Origin of the sequence: Salinisphaera hydrothermalis C41B8 (assembly GCF_000732535.1) — a bacterium.
In the GTDB taxonomy this organism is placed as follows: domain Bacteria; phylum Pseudomonadota; class Gammaproteobacteria; order Nevskiales; family Salinisphaeraceae; genus Salinisphaera; species Salinisphaera hydrothermalis.
The window spans coordinates 1-18,726 of sequence record NZ_APNK01000038.1 but is presented as its reverse complement, the minus strand read 5'-3'; the positions used below and the strand labels follow the sequence as shown (position 1 = coordinate 18,726).

General features: G+C 61.4%; 13 protein-coding genes and 1 pseudogene. 7 read left to right on the top strand and 7 right to left on the bottom strand.

Annotated elements, in window-relative coordinates; genetic code table 11:
- Positions 1–145: 145 nt before the first annotated feature.
- A complete protein-coding gene (locus tag C41B8_RS16475; protein ID WP_084189147.1) occupies positions 146–1,825 on the bottom strand; it encodes a methyl-accepting chemotaxis protein in 1,680 nt (559 codons plus the stop codon).
- A gap of 470 nt (positions 1,826–2,295) precedes the next feature.
- On the opposite strand from C41B8_RS16475, the gene C41B8_RS16470 reads away from it, so the two are divergent.
- Both C41B8_RS16470 and C41B8_RS16465 read left to right on the top strand, forming a co-directional pair.
- Positions 2,296–3,231 carry a sulfotransferase domain-containing protein gene (locus C41B8_RS16470; RefSeq protein WP_156962572.1) on the top strand — a complete coding sequence of 312 codons (936 nt, stop codon included), beginning with the start codon at positions 2,296–2,298 and terminating at the stop codon, positions 3,229–3,231.
- Positions 3,232–3,563: 332 nt separating this feature from the next.
- Complete coding sequence (locus tag C41B8_RS16465) at positions 3,564–4,262, top strand: type 1 glutamine amidotransferase domain-containing protein (protein ID WP_037340697.1); 699 nt, start codon at positions 3,564–3,566, stop codon at positions 4,260–4,262.
- A 573-nt stretch (positions 4,263–4,835) separates the two neighbouring features.
- On the opposite strand, the gene C41B8_RS16460 is transcribed toward C41B8_RS16465, so the two are convergent.
- Complete coding sequence (locus tag C41B8_RS16460) at positions 4,836–5,783, bottom strand: alpha/beta fold hydrolase (RefSeq protein WP_037340695.1); 948 nt, start codon at positions 5,781–5,783, stop codon at positions 4,836–4,838.
- Positions 5,784–5,860: 77 nt separating this feature from the next.
- Between C41B8_RS16460 and C41B8_RS16455 the strand changes: the two genes are divergently transcribed.
- From C41B8_RS16455 to C41B8_RS16450, 3 genes and pseudogenes are all read left to right on the top strand, one after another.
- Positions 5,861–6,475, top strand: a complete 615-nt coding sequence (locus tag C41B8_RS16455) for a TetR/AcrR family transcriptional regulator (RefSeq protein WP_037340692.1) — start codon at positions 5,861–5,863, stop codon at positions 6,473–6,475.
- A gap of 195 nt (positions 6,476–6,670) precedes the next feature.
- Positions 6,671–6,790: pseudogene (locus C41B8_RS20525) on the top strand (IS3 family transposase); the annotation flags it as partial.
- Positions 6,791–6,911: 121 nt separating this feature from the next.
- Positions 6,912–8,030 carry a hypothetical protein gene (locus C41B8_RS16450; RefSeq protein WP_156962571.1) on the top strand — a complete coding sequence of 373 codons (1,119 nt, stop codon included), beginning with the start codon at positions 6,912–6,914 and terminating at the stop codon, positions 8,028–8,030.
- A 264-nt stretch (positions 8,031–8,294) separates the two neighbouring features.
- Here C41B8_RS16450 and C41B8_RS16445 read toward each other — a convergent pair whose 3' ends face one another.
- The 5 genes from C41B8_RS16445 to guaB form a co-directional block, all read right to left on the bottom strand.
- A complete protein-coding gene (locus C41B8_RS16445; protein ID WP_037340686.1) occupies positions 8,295–11,075 on the bottom strand; it encodes a DNA methyltransferase in 2,781 nt (926 codons plus the stop codon).
- Positions 11,076–11,241: 166 nt separating this feature from the next.
- Entirely contained in the window at positions 11,242–11,649 is a 408-nt protein-coding gene (locus tag C41B8_RS16440; RefSeq protein ID WP_037340683.1) for a type II toxin-antitoxin system VapC family toxin, read from the bottom strand.
- A complete protein-coding gene (locus tag C41B8_RS16435) occupies positions 11,646–11,891 on the bottom strand; it encodes a DUF6364 family protein (protein WP_037340681.1) in 246 nt (81 codons plus the stop codon). Before C41B8_RS16435 ends, C41B8_RS16440 begins: the two co-directional genes overlap by 4 nt.
- A gap of 167 nt (positions 11,892–12,058) precedes the next feature.
- Entirely contained in the window at positions 12,059–13,636 is a 1,578-nt protein-coding gene (gene guaA / locus C41B8_RS16430) for a glutamine-hydrolyzing GMP synthase (RefSeq protein ID WP_037340679.1), read from the bottom strand.
- A gap of 520 nt (positions 13,637–14,156) precedes the next feature.
- A complete protein-coding gene (gene guaB / locus C41B8_RS16425) occupies positions 14,157–15,623 on the bottom strand; it encodes an IMP dehydrogenase (protein ID WP_037340728.1) in 1,467 nt (488 codons plus the stop codon).
- A gap of 178 nt (positions 15,624–15,801) precedes the next feature.
- Between guaB and xseA the strand changes: the two genes are divergently transcribed.
- A complete protein-coding gene (xseA, locus tag C41B8_RS16420; RefSeq protein ID WP_037340677.1) occupies positions 15,802–17,181 on the top strand; it encodes an exodeoxyribonuclease VII large subunit in 1,380 nt (459 codons plus the stop codon).
- A 58-nt stretch (positions 17,182–17,239) separates the two neighbouring features.
- A complete protein-coding gene (locus C41B8_RS16415) occupies positions 17,240–18,400 on the top strand; it encodes an SH3 domain-containing protein (RefSeq protein ID WP_037340674.1) in 1,161 nt (386 codons plus the stop codon).
- Positions 18,401–18,726: the final 326 nt, after the last annotated feature.

The following is an 18,726-nucleotide window of genomic DNA, read 5'->3' as shown; positions in this document are numbered from 1 at the left end:
GCGGTCGTACGGATGACGCCGACATCACCCACGAAATCGCATGCTTCCACTCGGCCTGCCAGGTTCGGGTGAAATCGAAAGATCTGCCTCAGCCTCTTCAGCAAGGCCGCCGCCCACCTCATCAAGCCAGAAGTCAGCCCGGCATCTAGGATGCAGCCGAAGGCTCGGGCGTTTCGTCCGTCGGTCCGACCGGACGCGATGTCGATGGCATCATCGACGCCCGAGCGGCGTGCTCGGTCGCTGCTTGCCCCTCGACCGTGTCGTCGAGCGCATCGGCAGCCTCCAGCTTGAAGAAAGCCACACGGGTCTTGAGCGACTGGGCCTGTTCCTCAAGCGAACGGCTGGCGGCCGCCGACTGTTCGACCAGCGAGGCATTCTGCTGGGTCACGCCATCCATCTGTGAGATCGCCAGATTGACTTGCTCTATGCCGCTGGATTGTTCCTGGCTCGCTGCGGCAATCTCGGCCACGATGCTGCTCACTCTCTGAACGCTGTCCGCGATTTCGTCGAGCGCTTTTCGCGAACGCTCGACTTGTTCGGCGCCGCCCGTCACTTTCTGCGTGCTGTCCTCGACCAGCGCTTTAATGTCCTTTGCGGCTTGAGCACTACGACTGGCCAGCGTACGGACCTCGGCGGCCACCACGGAAAACCCCCGCCCCTGTTCGCCCGCCCGCGCGGCCTCGACCGACGCGTTGAGCGCCAGCAGATTGGTCTGAAAAGCGATCTCGTCGATCAAACCGACGATGTCGCTGATCTTGCGGCTGGACGCTTCGATGTTCTGCATCGATTGCACCGCGTGCGCGGCGACTTCGCTGCCTTCCCCGGCCTGACGGCTTACGTCCCGGGCCAGTCGATCGGCCTGGGCCGCGTTGTCGGCGTTCTGTTTGACCGTGGAAGTCATCTGCTCCATGGAAGCCGCTGTTTCTTCCAGGCTGGCGGCCTGCTCCTGCGTGCGGTTACTCAACTCATCGTTGCCGGCCGCGATCTCGCCGGCCCCCACAGTCACCGAATCCGCACTGGTATGCACGTCTTCGACCACTTCGCGCAGCCGCACGCGCATGGCTTCGATGCCATCGATCATGGCGCCGAATTCGTCCCGATAAGGATTGTGCGTCTGCGTTCCGAGATAGCCCTGGGCGATTGAAAAGACGAATCCACGCGCAGCACTGAGCGGACGCAGGATCATTCGGCCAAGTAAAACCGCCGTCAGCAACACCGCCGCCAATACAAAGACGGTCGCGCCAATACTCAAATACCACGCCTTCATCGCGGATCCGTGCGCCTTGCGGTAGATCAGCGCAGCCGTGCCCATCTGACTTGTCCGCAATTGATGGAGATCTTTCTGCAAACCGTCGAGCGTTTTGCCGAGCTTGCTCGAATACAGCACCGACGCGCCGATGGCGTTGTCGCTATTGGCCATCGACACGAATTTTTTCATCTGCGCGTCGGCGGTGTTGTATTCCGTATTCGCGTTCTTCGCGATCTTGGCTTCGGCCGGGGAGCTCACGAGCTTCGGGTAGTACGCGTTCCAGGCTTGTCCCAGCTGGCGATGAATGCCCGTCATCTCATGGGCGAGCTGTTCGACGCTGTTCGCCGCCACCGACCGAAGCTGTGCCTTATGGTCCTGATCGAGCTGCTTGAGCTGATCGATGGCACCCGAAATCGCACTCACGCCCTGGAAATTTTTCGCGTAGATGTTGTCGAGACTCGAGCTCAAGTTCTGTATCGACCACATCGATACCGCGCTCAGTACCGCGACCAGCACAAACGTCAGACCAAAACCCAAACCCAGCTTCGCTTTGACACTCTTCCTAACATTGAACACGGCAGGCTCCTTTATTGATATTGAATTGCCCTGGCCGAATGAACGGATCTTCCTCCTTAACGCGGCTCGGCGCCGAGGCGCGGAGCATGGCGAGATCGACTTAGCGAGGATCGCGACACATCGCTATATCGGCAGTTGTCAAGCGCTCTTGAAAGACATCTGCGCACGTTCTGATGGCCCGATCACGCGGCGCATGCGAAAGCAACGCGCGTGGCCGCGGCGTGGCTAAGAGCCCGTATCTATTCCAAACAGGAACATCGGCACCGGCACCTGCAATGCTTCAAGCACCTGAAGCCGCTGGCTCTTTCGCCCGGCCGCCAGGCCCGATTTAGCGGCTCGAAGCTTGCCGCTCGCGTCTGCCTCGACACGCCCTAGATGTTTGGATACCGCAGGCCGGGCCCGGCTTGTGCGGGGTCTTGGGCGGCGCTATAACAAGGGCGTGGTCGCAGGTCTGGCGAGGTATCGATCCGATGTCCGTCATAGAGCGCACCGGTACGCCGGTTCGTAAGGTTCGCGAACTTCACAACCACCACATCGACTCGACGATCTGGAACGATTTCGTCTTTCGCGACGGCGATATCGTCATTGCCAGCTACGGCAAGTCCGGCACCACCTGGATGCAGCAGATCGTGGGCCAGCTCGTGTTCGACGGCGCCCCCGACGTCAACGTCAACGAGCTGTCGCCCTGGCTCGACCTGCGCATTCCGGAAAAAGCGACGAAGCTCGCCGCCCTGGACGCCCAGACCCACCGCCGTTTTCTCAAGACGCACCTGCCGGTGGATGCCCTCGTCGTGAGCCCGAAGGCGAAATATCTGTACTGCGCCCGCGACGGCCGTGACGTGGTCTGGAGCCTGCACAACCACCATATCAACGCCAACGAGGAGTGGTTCGCCGCGATCAACGACACACCGGGGCGCGTCGGCCCGCCCGTGCCGCCGGCCGACCCCGACATCCGGCGCTATTTTCATACCTGGCTCGCCGAAGACGGCGCCCCGTTCTGGTCGTTCTGGGACAACGTGCGCACCTGGTGGCACATCCGCGACCAGCCGAACGTGTTGCTTGTGCACTACAACGCCCTCAAACGTGACCTGCCCGGCCAGCTTCGCCGGATCGCGCACTTTCTGGATATCGCCGTCGAAGAGTCGCAGTGGCCCACCATCCTCGAACACTGCAGCTTCGAATGGATGAAGACGCACGCCCCGCGCGTGGCGCCGCTGGGCGGTGTCTTCTGGGACGGCGGCGCACAGACCTTCATCCATAAAGGCACCAACGGCCGATGGCACGACGTGCTGACCGAGGCCGATAACCGCGAGTACGAGCAACAGGCCATTGCCGAGCTGGGCGAAGCCTGCGCGCACTGGCTGGCCACCGGCGAAGACGAGCCCGAACCCGTGACACAAGCCTGACGGCGCGCTCCCGAGAGCGCTGTCCTCAATGGGAGTTCGTGGCGCGACGCACGCCTATGGGCTGTTGTCGCGCTTCAACCCGAGGCCAGAGGCAGCGCGGCACACAAGACCTGTCGCGGAATCACGTGCACAGAACCGTGCTCGGTTCCCTATTAAGCCTCGGCATCGAACACGGCTTCCGCTGAGCGGTCCGCCGGTATCGACGATCCCAAACGACCGCCGCGGCATGCGGGGCCGACTTGAATCCGCCCTGATCACCGCCACAACAAAACACGTACACATGTGACGTCGCCGCAAATCCGATGCGGCGGTCAAACATACAGGAGATTGCAATGGCCGAGAGTTCGACGCTGAAACCGGTACTGATGGTGCTGACCAGTCATGGCACCAAGGGCGATACCGGCGATCCGACCGGCTTTTTCCTCGGCGAACTGACCCACCCCCTCGCGGTACTGGAAGCGGCGGATATTCCGGTGGCTTTCGCCTCCATCGAGGGCGGCGAGCCGCCGGTCGACGGATTCGATCTCGATGACGAAACCAATGCCCGCTACTGGAACAACCATACCTTTCGCGCCGCAATCCGCAGCACGCAGAAACTGGCGGACGTGAATCCCACGGATTATTCCGCAATCTTTTTCGCCGGCGGCCACGGCGCGATGTGGGACTTCCCCGATAGCGACGCCATCCAGCGCGCGACCCGCGCCATTTACGAAAACGGCGGTGCCGTGGGTGCCGTGTGCCACGGCCCGGCAGCGCTCGTTAACGTCAAACTCAGCGATGGCAGCTACCTGGTATCCGACAAGAAACTCAGCGCCTTCACCGACTCGGAGGAACACGCCGTCGGCCTCGAGAACGTGGTGCCTTTCCTATTGGCCAGCCGCCTAAGCGAGCGCGGCGCGCACCACGAGGCAGCCGACGACTGGAAAGAAAAGGTCACGGTCGACGGCCGCCTAGTCACCGGGCAGAACCCCCAATCGGCCACGAAAGTCGGCGAAGCGCTCCGCGATTGGCTTCAAAACGCGAACCGGTAAAAACGCGCCGTAAAGCTGTGCTCGGCCGGAGCGTGCGGATACGCTCCGGCCGGCTCGGGCTCTAAACATTCCGTACGCCAGTCCCGCCGAGAAAATGCCAACCCGGCGCTGCTCACACCCACTGCGTAACCGCCGAGCCTACGAAATCCAGGATAAAGCAAGCTTTTTAACGTTCGCGCGCGTTATTTGAAAACCTTGGTCGATCCAGAGTGGCGCTAAGTCAAGCCTATTTAGCGCCATTCTGGTCTGCTCCCTATTGCGATAGACGAGCAGCCCGAGACTCAGGCAATCCGCAATCCGAATCGGTCCGCCCAACGTCGATGCCTTACCCGCCACGCGGTCTCAGTCGTGTGCTGGTTACTTGATAACTGATCTCACTACGTGAACAGCATTGGGGCTACCCCATTACGCCGCGATTTTCCTTGTGGTCCCGGGTCGTGATCAGGGCTCGTGCAGTTTGCCCGCTCCTGAAATCCTCTTGTAAGAGGCACGCGATGCCGTCTTCAGCAGGTCAGGTGTGGCTACGGATACGGCGACGTTGGGCCGGCGGAAGGTGCCGCCACCCATTGCCACCTACGCAGAGTCCGTCCGGTAAGGTTCGAGGAACGACACCAGGAGCGCGAGCAGCGCGTCCGGGGTCTCCTCCGGCACGAAGTGCCCACAACTTGGGAGAACATGACAGGAGAGGTCGCTCGCCACCTCGCGCAGTTGATCTTCGACCGCGCCGGCACAGGCCAGTTCGCCGGCAAAGCCGAGGACAGGCATCGCGAGGCGGGTCTTCATCCGCTCGCGATTGGCCGGAATGTCGTCGTCGATCGCGCGGTAATATTCGAAGCTCGCTCGCAAGGTGCCGCGATCGCGCTTGATCAGATCGATGTAGAAGGCGCGGATGTCAGCGGGGATGGGGTTGGGTACCGGGATCTTGGTAAATTGATAGTCGAAGAAGATCTCCTCACGACCGGCCACCAGTTTCTCGTTGATTCCCCGTACCCTGCAGAAATTGTTGTGCCAAAGGAAATCGTTGAGCATCCGCTCGTCAGCGATCAGCGGCGGTGATACCGCAAGCCCTGGTACGATCGCCTCACCAAGGGCGATGCGTGCGATCCGTTCGGGATGATCAGCGGCCATCGCGTATCCGGTCCACATGCCGCAGTCATGGCCCACCATCGCAAAGCGATCGTGACCGAGGGCCGTCATAAGGCCAAATAGGTCGCGCCCCATCGTACCCGTATCATAGCCGCCTTCGGGCTTGTCCGAGATACCGAGACCGCGCGGATCGGGCACGACCAGCGTGAACTGCCTGGACAGCGGCAACATCACGTCTCGCCAGATGTACCAGTTCTGCGGCCATCCACCGAGCAGCAGCAACGGTGGCCCTTCGCCACCGATGACGGCGTGGAGGTCGATCTCTCCAGTGGGCACCCTGTAGCTTTCGAAGACCTCGGTGAAGCCCTGCGGCAAGCTGGGGACTCCATGGACGGAGCCGAAGCCGTCAACGGAGGGAAAAGGAAGGCGGGACATACAATCATCCTTATCTGTAGTGATCGATACACTTTGCTCTATTGACAAGCGGTGTCAAGCTGTTTTTAGTGATCACTATGGATAAGCAGCCGAAACGCCGATCCTCCAGGCCACGCAGTTTCGATCGCGCGGAAGCGGTCGAGACGGCCATGCGTCTGTTCCGACGTCACGGCTACGAGGGCGTCTCCGTCGCCAACCTGACGAAGGCGATCGGCATCGCGCCGCCCAGTCTCTACGCAGCCTTCGGCAGCAAGGCCGGCCTCTATCGCGAGGCCCTCGATCGTTATGCGGAACTTCCGGGCGCGCTAGACGGCATGAGGGATACCGCGACCCTCGAGGAAGCGATTACGGGATTGCTTGAAGCTGCGGCACGCGCGGTTACGGCGGAAGAATCGGGCTGCATGATTTCGACCGGCCTGATCGAGGCCGGCACCGAACACGAGTATCTCTGTCAGGAGTTGGCTGCACGGCGAAAGAGGCTGGAGAAGGGGATCGCCCTCGGTCTCGAGCGGTGGGTGGCGCCGCAGGAGGCTGCGCGTCTCGCCGCATTCCTCTTTGCTGTGCAGCAAGGAATGTCCGTGCAGGCCCGGGACGGCGCGTCGCTGGAAGCCCTGCTTCTGATCGCTCGGGACGCGGTTGCAGGCATCGTTGCACGACGGGCGATGGAGAGCCAGAACCGATCACAGCCCTAGCATGGCAGGCATCGGCCCCATCGTGCGCGTAATCACCGGAGCTCGTATTCGGGTGGATGCCGCAGATAGCATCTACGTGGAAGTGATCATCATCCGCTGACAATATTCGGGCGGAATCAGGGACACACCACGAATGTGAACGTTCGGGCGTTTTGCGTCGAACAGAAACCGTGGTCTGTCCCGAACGAATAGGACGCAGCTCGGACCGCCATCTTCGATTACATCGAAGTGTTCTATAACCGTCAGCGGATCCATCAAACGCTTGGCTATCGAACACCGTTAGATGTAGAGAAAAGCCATCAAACTGTGGCTTGATTAATCTCTCCGTGGGAACTGGACCAGCTCAGTCTGTCCCCTATGGTCTGTCCCCTATTACTGCGGACCGTTTCGTTGGCAGTATCGGGGCTATACATGATCGAGAACTGCAGGAAGTTTAGTGCCGAATACGAACTGGCCGGCTATGCGAGTCGTTCATCTGCTCGGTGGCGGGCGTCTTGTTAACGAACTCGGCCCCCGAGCGGTGGTCCACCCTAAGCCCTTAGTAGGCGAGCAGGCGAGCTTTGAGACCGATACATACGCGAAGTTGTTTCACGACGCGCACTGGGCCGGGCTAGAACCTGTCGGCGTCGAGTTTTATTCACACCAAATGCAGGCTACGGGCGAAGAGCCGCCCGAGTGGAAACCCTATCTTCGCCGGTTTACCTCTACGTGGTGCTGCGACGACAGTGCGCAAAAGTGGGCCGAAATCGCGCACGTGGCTCATCAGAGAAAGTTGGCGCTTGAGTGGGACTTGTCGAGACGAATCCGCTACCAGTTGCGAACCCTATCTTGGCGGCTCTTTGAGGTATCTCAGGCATACCATAACCAGCTGGTCGGTAAGCTAGCTTCTGGTTCCTTCACAGACGGGGGTAAGTTCGAAGATGGGTTTACAGCGCAGATGTATTTGGCGCTTCACTCGTTCTTAATAGATGCATGCATACTTCGAGACTATCTAGCGGATTTTATTGCGAAATTTATACTGCCAAAAGAATCTGGTGATTTTGGCAGGTTTAAAGATATGGGACAGTTCCGGTACAAAGTGCTAGGCCCGCATAAGAACGAGGGCGGGATAGCTAGTGAACTATGGGAGGCGACTGATGAAAACACCAACGGGTGGCTCGCGGTTCTTAACGCCTATCGAAATATCGTCGTGCATTCCGCCCCGTTAGAGCACGCAGAGGCTCGCCTGTTCGCGCAATCGTATTTGGCCCCGTTCAATGGCGACCGAAGAATCCCCGCGATCCGGTGCCCCATTCCCGGTGATCCAATTAGCGTGAAGCAAGCTCGGTCAAGTGCCGCCGATCACAAATCCTTCGACGAGCTCCAGCAGTCATACCTAATGATGGCTCGACAAGAAGGGTACGGCGTGGATGGGCTCGAGTACGTGTGGAGCGTAGCAGGCCGAATTTCCGCCTTCTCACAACAGGTCTCGATTCGTTCGCATATTGAGGCGCAGCCAATTACGGTGACTTCGAAAGATACAATCGGCGGATTTTCCTACACAACCCGCAACTAGTGTCCTGTCTCGTAAGCTTCTTATCAAACGAGCGTGAGCGGTCGGCCTGGCTGGCAAGGCGCGAGACCCAGTCGTATCGGCCCATACGGCTGGTTTTCGCAACGCGGGCAGACGCGTCGGCCACCGCGCGCAGTGCAAGGTTACTTGCGAGACAGGACACTAGTAGCTCGGAACCGGTCCAGCTTAGCGGCCGCTATCCTCGCGCCCCTAATACGATTATTCGAAGCTCTTACGCGTGACTCACAGCCTCGTGAGTTTGTCGGACTACCCGCGCCGGCGCTGTTTGGCTGCCGGCCTTTTTTCCGGTAGCTGCGTGAGTTTGGCGTATTCCTCGAACAGAAACGCGACCCGGTCGGCGTCGCCGGAGAACTTTTTGCGCGCGTAAGCCGCGTCCACGGCGCGATCGAGTTTGCGATGCGCCTTGAGCAGCGCGGGCGGCATGGTGAGCGGATCGTAGAGATCGGCGAGCGTGGCGTCTGGGAACTGCGCGCGGGCGTCGAGCACGACCGTCGCGGCGGCTTCGACCGCTTCGCACTGATTATGCGAGAGATCCTGAGGCCACGGGAAGTTGTTGTAGACAAGGCCGGCGGAATACCGGAAATCGCTTTTCAGGCGACCGCAGGTATAGCGCATCCAAGCAGCATGCATCATCGAAGTAATGATGCCGAAATGAAAAATTTTCGCGTCTGGGATAGTGAACAGCTCTGTACTTGCTATCTCTGAATCCCGGAACGCGATCGGCAGGTATGGCCTGCGCTCCGAGGACGTCTTCGGGATAGCAAGGTAAGGGCCTTCCGGTTGCCGGTTTTCCCCGAATAGCGTCGGCACGTCGGCCAACCTTTGAGTTGCTAGGCGGCTACTTTCCAAACGTTTATTTCGAACCGCCTGTACGCGCTCCCGGACCCTCGGTAACTCCTTCAGCCGCGCCGGTGGCAAGTCTTCTAACCAGAGACACCATCGTTTGATGTCATGCAGAAACTCCTCACTGCCTAGATAGCGCTGAACCCAGCTTTCGGCGCTAGGTTCGCAGATAAGCAGCTCCGCCTTTTCTACATCACTCAGAATGAGATTACCGCCATCGTTCGGCATGCTTCCGAAAGAGACGTGCGGCACATTACAGATCGGCTGGCGGCGGCTGGCAATAACAACATCCGGCGCATCTACAAGGTAGGGATTGATGTTCTTGACCGGCTTGCCTTGTGGAAGTCCGTTTATATCGTCGTATTCGAACAGGATCTTCTGAGACGTGTCGTCCAGGCCAAAGCCAACGATGATGCAATGCACCGCAGCTTTGCCACGTGCTTCGTTACTCCACCGGAATGTACGGTGCGCGAACTGGATCTTCACGCCACGCCGTAGCATCTCGGGCCATAGCAGACTGACCTGCTCGCCCTGCGCAATTGAGTTCGTAGATACGAATGCACATCGGATTGGTGGACGACCTGCTGCTCGATCGGGTTCACGGGCCAAAAGCTCGCTGGCTTTCACGAACCAACCGGTCACGAAATCGAGCGTTCCGCTCCCTTTGATATGCCCGGTCACACTTTGAAGATCCGCTTTCTGGAACTTCGATTGATAGCGCTTCCCACCAAACGGTGGATTCCCAAGGATGTAACTCAACCGCTCCTTCGGAACCACGTCCTCCCAATCCAGCCGCAGCGCATTGGCGTTATGAATATGCGGCGTGGCGCGTAGCGGGATACGCGCGAAGTACATGCCGAATTCCTCGCCGACCTTGACGTTCATCTGGTGGTCGGTAAGCCAGAGCGCGACCTCGGCAATGCGCGCCGGGAATTCCTCGATCTCGATGCCGAAGAACTGGTCCACGTCGATGTTAATGAAGCCGTGTACGTCCAGCGATAGCTGGCCGGAGCCGGTGGACGCGGCGCGCAGTACGTCCAGTTCCAGTTCGCGCAGCGCGCGATAAGTGACGACGAGGAAATTGCCGCAGCCGCAGGCGGGGTCGAGAAAGGTCAGCGTGCGCAGCTTTTTGTGAAACTCGAACAGCCGGTTGCGATTGTGCTTGACGCGCTCGAACTCGGCGCGCAATTCGTCAAGGAACAATGGCTTGATGAGCTTTTCGATGTTCTGTTCGCTGGTGTAGTGTGCGCCTAGATTGCGCCGCGCCTCACTGTCCATAATCGACTGGAACATTGCGCCAAACACCGCTGGGCTAATCTGGCTCCAATCCAATCCACAGGCGTCGAGTAGCGCGTCGCGCATATCGCGATCAAAAGCCGGGATCGGCAGCGTTTCCGTGAATAGGTCGCCGTTGACGTAGGGAAACGCCGCCAGCTGTTCGTCGAGGCTCTTCTGGCGCTGTTGGTGCGGCGTGTCGAGTATCTGGAACACATGCGCGATCTTGGAGCCAAGATCACTACCGTCTTCGGCGGTACGCTCCTCTAGCCACAGCCGGAACGCCTGCGCGGGCTGAAAGATGCCGGTGTCTTCGGCGAACAGGCAGAACAGCAGGCGCACAAGCAGCATCTCCAGCTTGTGGCCGGTATAGCCGGAGGCCTTGAGCGCGTCGTGCAGCTTTCCCATGCGCTCAGCGGCATCGACGTTGACGGGGTCTTCCGCGCGCAGCACCTGCGGCTTGTAGCCGGCGATGAAGCCGAAGCGTTTGATCTGGCGCGGCAGTTCGGCCAAAGCGAATTCGTGTTCCTCGTCGTTAACGAGGTCGTGCAGTCGGATGCGCGCGAAGTCGGAAACAACGATGTACTGCGGCAGGTCGCGCGGCTTGAGATAGGCGGTGTAGTCCACGGCCTGGATGAACGCCGAGTCGAGATCCTTGCCACGCGATTTATGTTCGGCGATCAGCGTGCCGGGCCAAAAGCAGTCGATAAACCCATTCCCGTGGGCGCTGGCGTCGCCGAATTTCTGGACATGCTTTTCGAAGGTTGCCACCTGGCGCCGCTTGATGCCGAACACCTCGAAGAACTCGTTCCAGAAGGTTTGCGCATCGGCGCGTTCGTTGGCGGCATCGGCCCAATCGTGGGCAAAGCTCGTGGCGTTTGCGCGAATGTCGTTCCAGGATAGCGGCACGCCGTCCTCTCATTCATTGGCATGAACCTGATCGGGGCAAACTATCCTACCTACGCCGGCCGAGGGAAACCGGCTAGCCTCGCGCCTTTGCAACCAGTCGGTCGTGCGCGAGGGGAACCTTCAGGGGCAAACCACAATTTCATGAAACCCGTGGCACCACGTAGTATCAGCGACTATCAGAAAGAAACTCTTCCGGCGCCAAAGCCAGCACCGGAGAGTCGCGAAAATCTCGGACGTTGCGCGTCACGATATGCGTACACGAATGAGATTCGGCCGCAGCTGCGACGACCGCGTCTTCGAAATCCGGCCAACTCAACGCTCTTGCTCTTCTCAACTCGCGATGCGTGGTACCGGCGACCTCAAAATAGCGGAGCAGCCAATCGACGACCCGGTCAGCGGTCCTCTCTGTCTGGTGTCGCGACACCAGAGAATGAAGCGTCGTGAAGGCGTGAGCCGGCAGGCACGCGGCAACGCCGCCATCCGTCACTCGGCCCATCACGGCCGCCGATGCGCCGTAGTGCGGTTCTCTTTTCTGGACCACGTCGAGCACGACGTTCAGATCGATGAGGATCACTGGCCGTGCTTGGTGGATTGACGCTCACGCATCTCGGCCTCGGCATCCATATCCGCCGGTAGCAGACCCGTGATCTCATCAAGAGCGGCCGGTGGGGCTTCATTATCCAGTAGGCGCATACGCCGCAAATAGCGATCGATGACTTCGGTCACGCTTAGGCCATTGGCTTTCGCATACCGTTTGACGAAGTTCACGTCCTCGACCGGCAATCGAATCGTGAGCTTGGATGTTTCTATAGCCATCGCAATTTCCGTACCGCTTGTTTAATGAAACTGTACGGCATGTACCGGATTGCTGCGAGACCTCGCGGTGCTTAGCGCATTTGCGCGGGGTTTAGTATTCCCGCAGGCCAAAAGAAAAGCCGCCTCGATACCGAAGCGGCCCTTCGCTTATAGACGATCCGACCGCCCTACTCCCATTCAATCGTCCCCGGCGGCTTCCCGGTCACGTCATAGACCACCCGAGAAATCCCGTCCACTTCGTTGACGATCCGGGTCGACACGCGCCCCAGCAGTTCATACGGCAGTTCCGCCCACTTGGCCGTCATGAAGTCGATGGTCTCGACCGCGCGGAGTGCCACGACGTGTTCGTAGCGGCGGCCGTCGCCGGTGACGCCGACGCTGGAGACCGGCAGGTAGACGGCGAAGGCCTGGCTGACTTTGTCGTACCAGCCGGAGTCGCGTAGTTCCTGGATGAAGATGGCGTCGGCGGCGCGGAGTTTGTCGGCGTATTCCTTTTTTACTTCGCCGAGGATGCGCACGCCCAGGCCGGGGCCCGGGAACGGGTGGCGCATGAGCATGTCGCGCGGCAGGCCGAGGGCCAGGCCGAGTTCGCGGACTTCGTCCTTGAACAGTTCGCGTAGCGGCTCGACGAGGCCGAGCTTCATGTCTTCCGGCAGGCCGCCGACGTTGTGGTGGCTCTTGATGACGTGGGCCTTGCCGGTGGCCGAACCCGCGGATTCGATGACGTCCGGGTAGATCGTGCCCTGGGCGAGCCAGTCGATGTTGGTGAGTTCGGCGGCGTGGGCGTCGAAGACTTCGATGAAGGTGTTGCCGATGATCTTGCGCTTGACTTCCGGGTCGGCCACGCCCTTGAGCTTGGCCATGAATTCGTCTTCGGCATCCGCCCGGATGACGTTAAGGCCCTTGTGCTCGGCGAAGGTGGCCATGACTTCGTCGCCTTCGTTGAGACGCAGCAGGCCGTTGTCGACGAATACGCAAATGAGGTTTTCGCCGATCGCTTCGTGGATGAGCGCGGCGGTCACCGAACTGTCCACCCCGCCGGACAGGCCGAGCAGCACGCGCTGGTCGCCGACCTGTTCGCGGATACGGGCGACGAGATCGTCGATGATGTGTTCGGACGTCCAGAGCGCGCCGCAGCCGCAGATGTCGTGGACGAAGCGCGAGAGGATGCGCTTGCCCTGCGGCGTGTGGGTGACTTCCGGGTGGAACTGGATGCCGTAGTAACCCCGCTCTTCGTCGGCCATCCCGGCCAGCGGGGCGCCGTCGGTGTTGGCGATGCGCTTGAAGCCTGGCGGCAGTTCCTTGACCCGGTCGCCGTGGCTCATCCACACATCGAGCAGGCCGTGGCCTTCTTCGTTGACGTGGTCTTCAATGTCGTGGAACAGCTTGGAGTGGCCGCGGGCACGGACCTGCGCGTAGCCGAATTCCTTGTGGCTGGAGGTTTCGACTTCGCCACCGAGCTGGGCGGCCATGGTCTGCATGCCGTAGCAGATGCCCAGCACCGGCACGCCGAGTTCCCAGACCGCGTCTGGCGCGCGCGGGCCGTCGTCCACGGTGACCGATTCCGGGCCGCCGGAGAGGATGATGCCCTGGGGCGCGAAATCGCGGACGTAGTGGTCGGCTACGTCCCAGGCATAGATTTCGCAGTAGACGTTGGCTTCGCGCACCCGGCGTGCGATGAGCTGGGTGTACTGACTGCCGAAGTCGAGAATGAGGATTTTCTCGGCGTGGATGTCCTGGGTCATCTTCGTTCCAAGCTCGGTGGTGGTTCTTTAAGGCCGGCTATCCGCAGATTTCGCAGATGCGGCAGATTCTGGCGGTTGGGCGTTGTGCCGTTGATGGTGTTCGGGCGCTGTCTGGTTGGGTGCTCGATTCTTCAAGACGTTGTCCGCCGATCGACGCAGAGCACGCAGATGGCGGTTGGGCTTTCGCGGCGTTGTGAAATCGGGGCGCTGCTGGCATTGAGGGCTCGTTGAGGGTGTAGACAAGCCTTTATTCCGTCTGGCAATCGTGAAAACAATGCCTTCGCCCGGCTGTCGGATTACGGTGCAAGCACCTAATCCGACCTACGCAACGATCTGATATTGCGGCTATCACCGGCCGCTATGTCCTCTACGCCCTCATTCAATTGGTCAATTTTTTTCGGTCTTAAAATCTCTGTCATCTGCGCAATCTGCGGATAAACAAAGAACGCTTCTCCCAAACAAGAAAAGCGCAGACCAACCAGACCTGCGCTTTTCGCATTCAAACAACGCCGAGCACGCTTTAGTCGACGCGGTAGTTCGGCGCTTCCTTGGTGATGTTCACGTCATGGACGTGCGATTCCTTCATGCCGGCGGAGGTGATTTGCACGAACGTCGGCTTGGTTCGCATTTCCGTGATGTTGTGGCAGCCGGTATAGCCCATCGCCGCGCGCAGGCCGCCAATGAGCTGGTGCACGATACCGCCGAGCGGGCCCTTGTACGGCACGCGGCCTTCGATGCCTTCCGGCACCAACTTCTGGATTTCCTCGGACGGGTCCTGGAAGTAGCGATCCGCACTGCCCTGGCTGCCACTCATCGCGCCCAGCGAGCCCATGCCGCGATAGGCCTTGAACGAACGGCCCTGGTAGAGCTCGATCTCGCCCGGCGCTTCTTCGGTACCGGCGAACATGCCGCCGATCATGGTGGCGTGCGCGCCGGCGACCAGCGCCTTGGCCAGATCGCCCGAGAAGCGGATGCCGCCATCGGCGATCACCGGCACGTCGGTGCCCGACAGCTCGGCCACCACGTTGGCCACGGCCGAAATCTGCGGCACACCGATGCCAGCGACGATACGCGTGGTGCAGATCGAGCCCGGCCCGATGCCGACCTTGACCGCATCCGCCCCGGCATCGACCAGCGCACGGGCGCCTTCGGCCGTGCCGACGTTGCCGCCAATAAGCTGTAGCTCGGGGAAGCGCTGCTTGAGTTCCTTGATCGTGCTGAGCACGCCCGACGAATGGCCGTGCGCCGTGTCCACCACGACCACGTCCACGCCAGCGTTGACCAGCGCCTGCACGCGCTCGAAGGCGTCCGGGCCCGGGCCAACGGCGGCGCCGACGCGCAGGGAGCCGGCGGCGTCCTTGCAGGCATTGGGGAAGTCGGTGGACTTCTGGATGTCCTTGACGGTGATCATGCCGCGGAGGGCGAAATCGCCGTTGACCACCAGCACCTTCTCGATGCGGTGGGTATGGAACAGACCGAGGATTTCGTCGCGGCTGGCGCCTTCGTGCACGGTGACCAGCTTTTCGCGCGGCGTCATCACCGAGGTGACGGGCGCGTCGAAGCGGGTTTCGAAACGCAGGTCGCGACTGGTGACGATGCCGACCGGCGCGCCGTTGTCGACCACCGGCACACCGGAGATACCCTGCGCCCGGGTGAGATCCAGCACTTCGCGAATCGTGGCGTCCGGGCCGACCGTGATCGGGTCGGAGATGACGCCGGATTCGTATTTCTTGACCGTGCGCACGTGCTGCGCCTGCTTTTCGGCCGACATCGACTTGTGAATGATGCCGATACCGCCCTCTTGCGCCAGCGCGATCGCCAGGCCGGCCTCGGTGACCGTATCCATGGCCGCGGACACCAGCGGAATGTTGAGGGTGATGCCACGCGTGAGGCGGGTCGACAGGTCGACCTGACGCGGTAGCACGTCGGAGTACGCGGGTTGCAGCAGGACGTCGTCGAACGTCAGCGCTTGCTCACTGATTCTCAGGGTCATAGGCTCGCCAGCGGTGAGCGGCCCGTTTGCGCCGGATGCGCGTTGTGGCCGCCGCAAAGACCGCGGATTATACAAGCTCGCGCGCCTTGGTTCACTAGGCGATTGTCGCGGCGCCTATCCGCCCTTCGCATTCATCCCGGCGTACCGCGCATTCAGACAGGCCAAACCGCTCATGACCGCAGCCGATAACGGCCCCATCGTTTTTACTGTCAGCGAACTCAACCGCGCGGCGCGCGACCTGCTCGAGCAGAGTTTCGGGCTTTTGTGGGTCGAGGGCGAGATCTCCAACCTCGCCCGCCCGCGCTCGGGGCATGTGTATTTCTCGCTCAAGGACGGCGAGGCCCAGGTCCGCTGCGCCCTGTTTCGCAACAAGGCGCGGCTGTTGCGCGTTGCGCTCGACAACGGTGTGCAGATTCGCGTGCGGGCGCGGGTGAGCCTGTATACGGCGCGCGGCGATTATCAGCTCATCATCGAACACGCCGAGGATGCCGGCGCGGGGGCGTTGCAGCGTGCGTTCGAGGAGCTGCGGGCCCGCCTCGACGCCGAGGGGCTGTTCGCCGCCGAGCGCAAGCGTACCCTGCCCGCGCGGCCCGCCCGTATCGGCGTGATCACGTCCGCCACCGGGGCGGCAATTCGCGACGTGCTGTCGGTGGTCGCACGGCGCTACCCGCTCGGGGCACTGCGCATTTATCCGGTGCCGGTCCAGGGCGACGCCGCGCCGCCGGCGATTGCAGCGGCTCTGACGCGCGCCAGCGAACGCGCGGATTGCGACGTGATTCTGCTAGTACGCGGCGGTGGCTCGCTGGAGGATCTCTGGGCGTTCAACGACGAAGCCGTGGCGCGGGCGATCGTGGCCAGCCGCATTCCGGTGGTGTCGGGCGTCGGCCACGAGGTGGACGTGACGATCGCCGATCTGGCCGCCGACGTGCGCGCGGCCACGCCCTCGGCAGCGGCCGAGCTGGTGTGCCCCGACATGGCTACTCACGCCGCCCGGCTACCGCAGATCACCACGCGACTCGAACAACGCATGGCGGCGCGGCTGGCGGAAGCCCGTACCCGCCTTGCCGGCCTGGAGCAGCGGCTGGCGCGTCAGCGCCCGCGCCGGCGACTGGAAACGGCGGCGCAACGGCTTGACGAGGCCGAACTACGGCTCCAGCGCATCGCGCAGACACAAATGAGCGCACGACGACGGCATCTGCAATTAGTCGAAGATCGTCTGTTCCGCGCGAGCCCGGCCCGGCGCGTGGCGCAGGCCGAGGGCACGATCGCCGGGTTGTCGCAACGTCTTGATCGGGCGGCAGTTCAGCGCGTGGACGCGGCCCGCCGCCAGCTGGGCTCGGCGGTGCGCGCGCTACATAGCGTAAGCCCCCTACAGACGCTCGAACGCGGTTATGCTATAGCTCGTGACGCGCAGGGCAACGTCCTGCGCGACGCTTCGACCGTGACCGTGGGCGAAACCGTTGCGATCGATCTGGCACGGGGGCAATTGGATTGCGAGGTTCGCGCCCGCCATGGGCGGGCCGGTCCAGAGGAATACAACAACCGCGATTAAGACCGGTGCATTGGTACCGGTCACCGCACGCACATACCCAAGGGGTCCCGACATCGTTATGACGAGTAAGCCGCATCATGCTTTCCTGCGCCTGACATTCGCCGCAACCGCGCTGGTCGGCGCACTGGCCGCAACCGGCTGCGCGACCGGCCCGAAGCTGGTCACACCCAATCCGCCGCCGATTCCCAAGGCCGCCGGCGACGTGCCGAGTACCAACAAGGCTGTGCTCCAACCGGGCACGCAGGTGGTCGCCGATACCGCCGAAGGCCATATCAAGATCGAGGCCGGCCCCGGGCTGCGCCGTGTATTCGACTGGGATGGCATGCGCCGCGGCGTGATCACCAAGCCGCGCGAGAAACGGTTCGCCGGCGAATCGAGCAAGGGGCTCTATTTCGACGGTACGCCGAAGGTCTGGAAACCGGCCCACGGTATTTCCAAGCTTCGCTACGAGGAAGGCTATCGCAACTTCGAAAATATCGACGATGCGATGATCTGGATGCAGATTCGCCGTCTCTACTACACCTACAACAACGACGGCCTGGTGGTCGGTTGGAAGCGTAAGGGCGACACGCTACAGGTCGAGGTGTGGCAATTCACCATCGACGGCAAGAAGCCGACGTCCCTGCCCGATTCCAAGGGCACGCAGATCGCCGAAGGCCCGCTCAAGGTCGAGCCGCAGAAGATGCATCCGCATCTGGTGTTCGCCGACGGTCATACCGAGCCGTACAACACGCAGACCGCGTCGGAGTACTCTGGCGGCGGCGCGAGCAGCTCGGCGTCGACGCAAAGCCAGCACTGCAGTTGGTTCGCGAACCTGTTCGGCCAGTGCTCCAAGGCATCGGCCAGCAGTAGCGAGCAGACGGCCAAGAACGGCTCGAAGACATCGGCCACCGCCAGTGTCTCGACATCGACCGGAACCTCGGCAGCTGCCAGCGGTACCACCGCCGCCAACGCGTCGGCGAGCGGCAGCACCCAGACCAGTGAAACGGCGGACAACAAGGCCGCTTCTAAGTCGGAGCCGAGCAATCCGAAGGCCGAGATCGCGGGCAACGTGGTCAATATCCGTAGCCGCCCGAGCACGCACTCCAAGGTGCTCATGCAAGCCAAGCAAGGCGACTCGGTCTCGATCCTCAAGCAGGATAAAGGCTGGCGTTATGTGAAGTTCGACGACGGCCGCAAAGGCTGGGTGGCCAACTTCCTGCTCAAGCACTCCGGCTGATCGGCCGCGGGAAAGACGGCGGCGGCACGAGAGCGTTCGGACACTTTTCGTGTTTGCCGTCCATGGCCGTCGCGTCGGGCATCGACGCGACGGCTTTCTTTTATCGACGTTTCGCGCCGTGGCACTGTCATGGCGACATGACGACTCGGGGTCTGAACGCTCTTGCGCTCATGCGCTGGAATCGCCGGCGTGCCTTGCGACCGATGCCCGTTCAGGCGCGGGGCCGACAGGTTGCCCCACATCAAGCGATACGCCGATCAACCCGAGATATGCTCGAAAGTGGTGTACGCGGGAGTTTGAATTAGGCGGCGTATCCGGCTGGAATG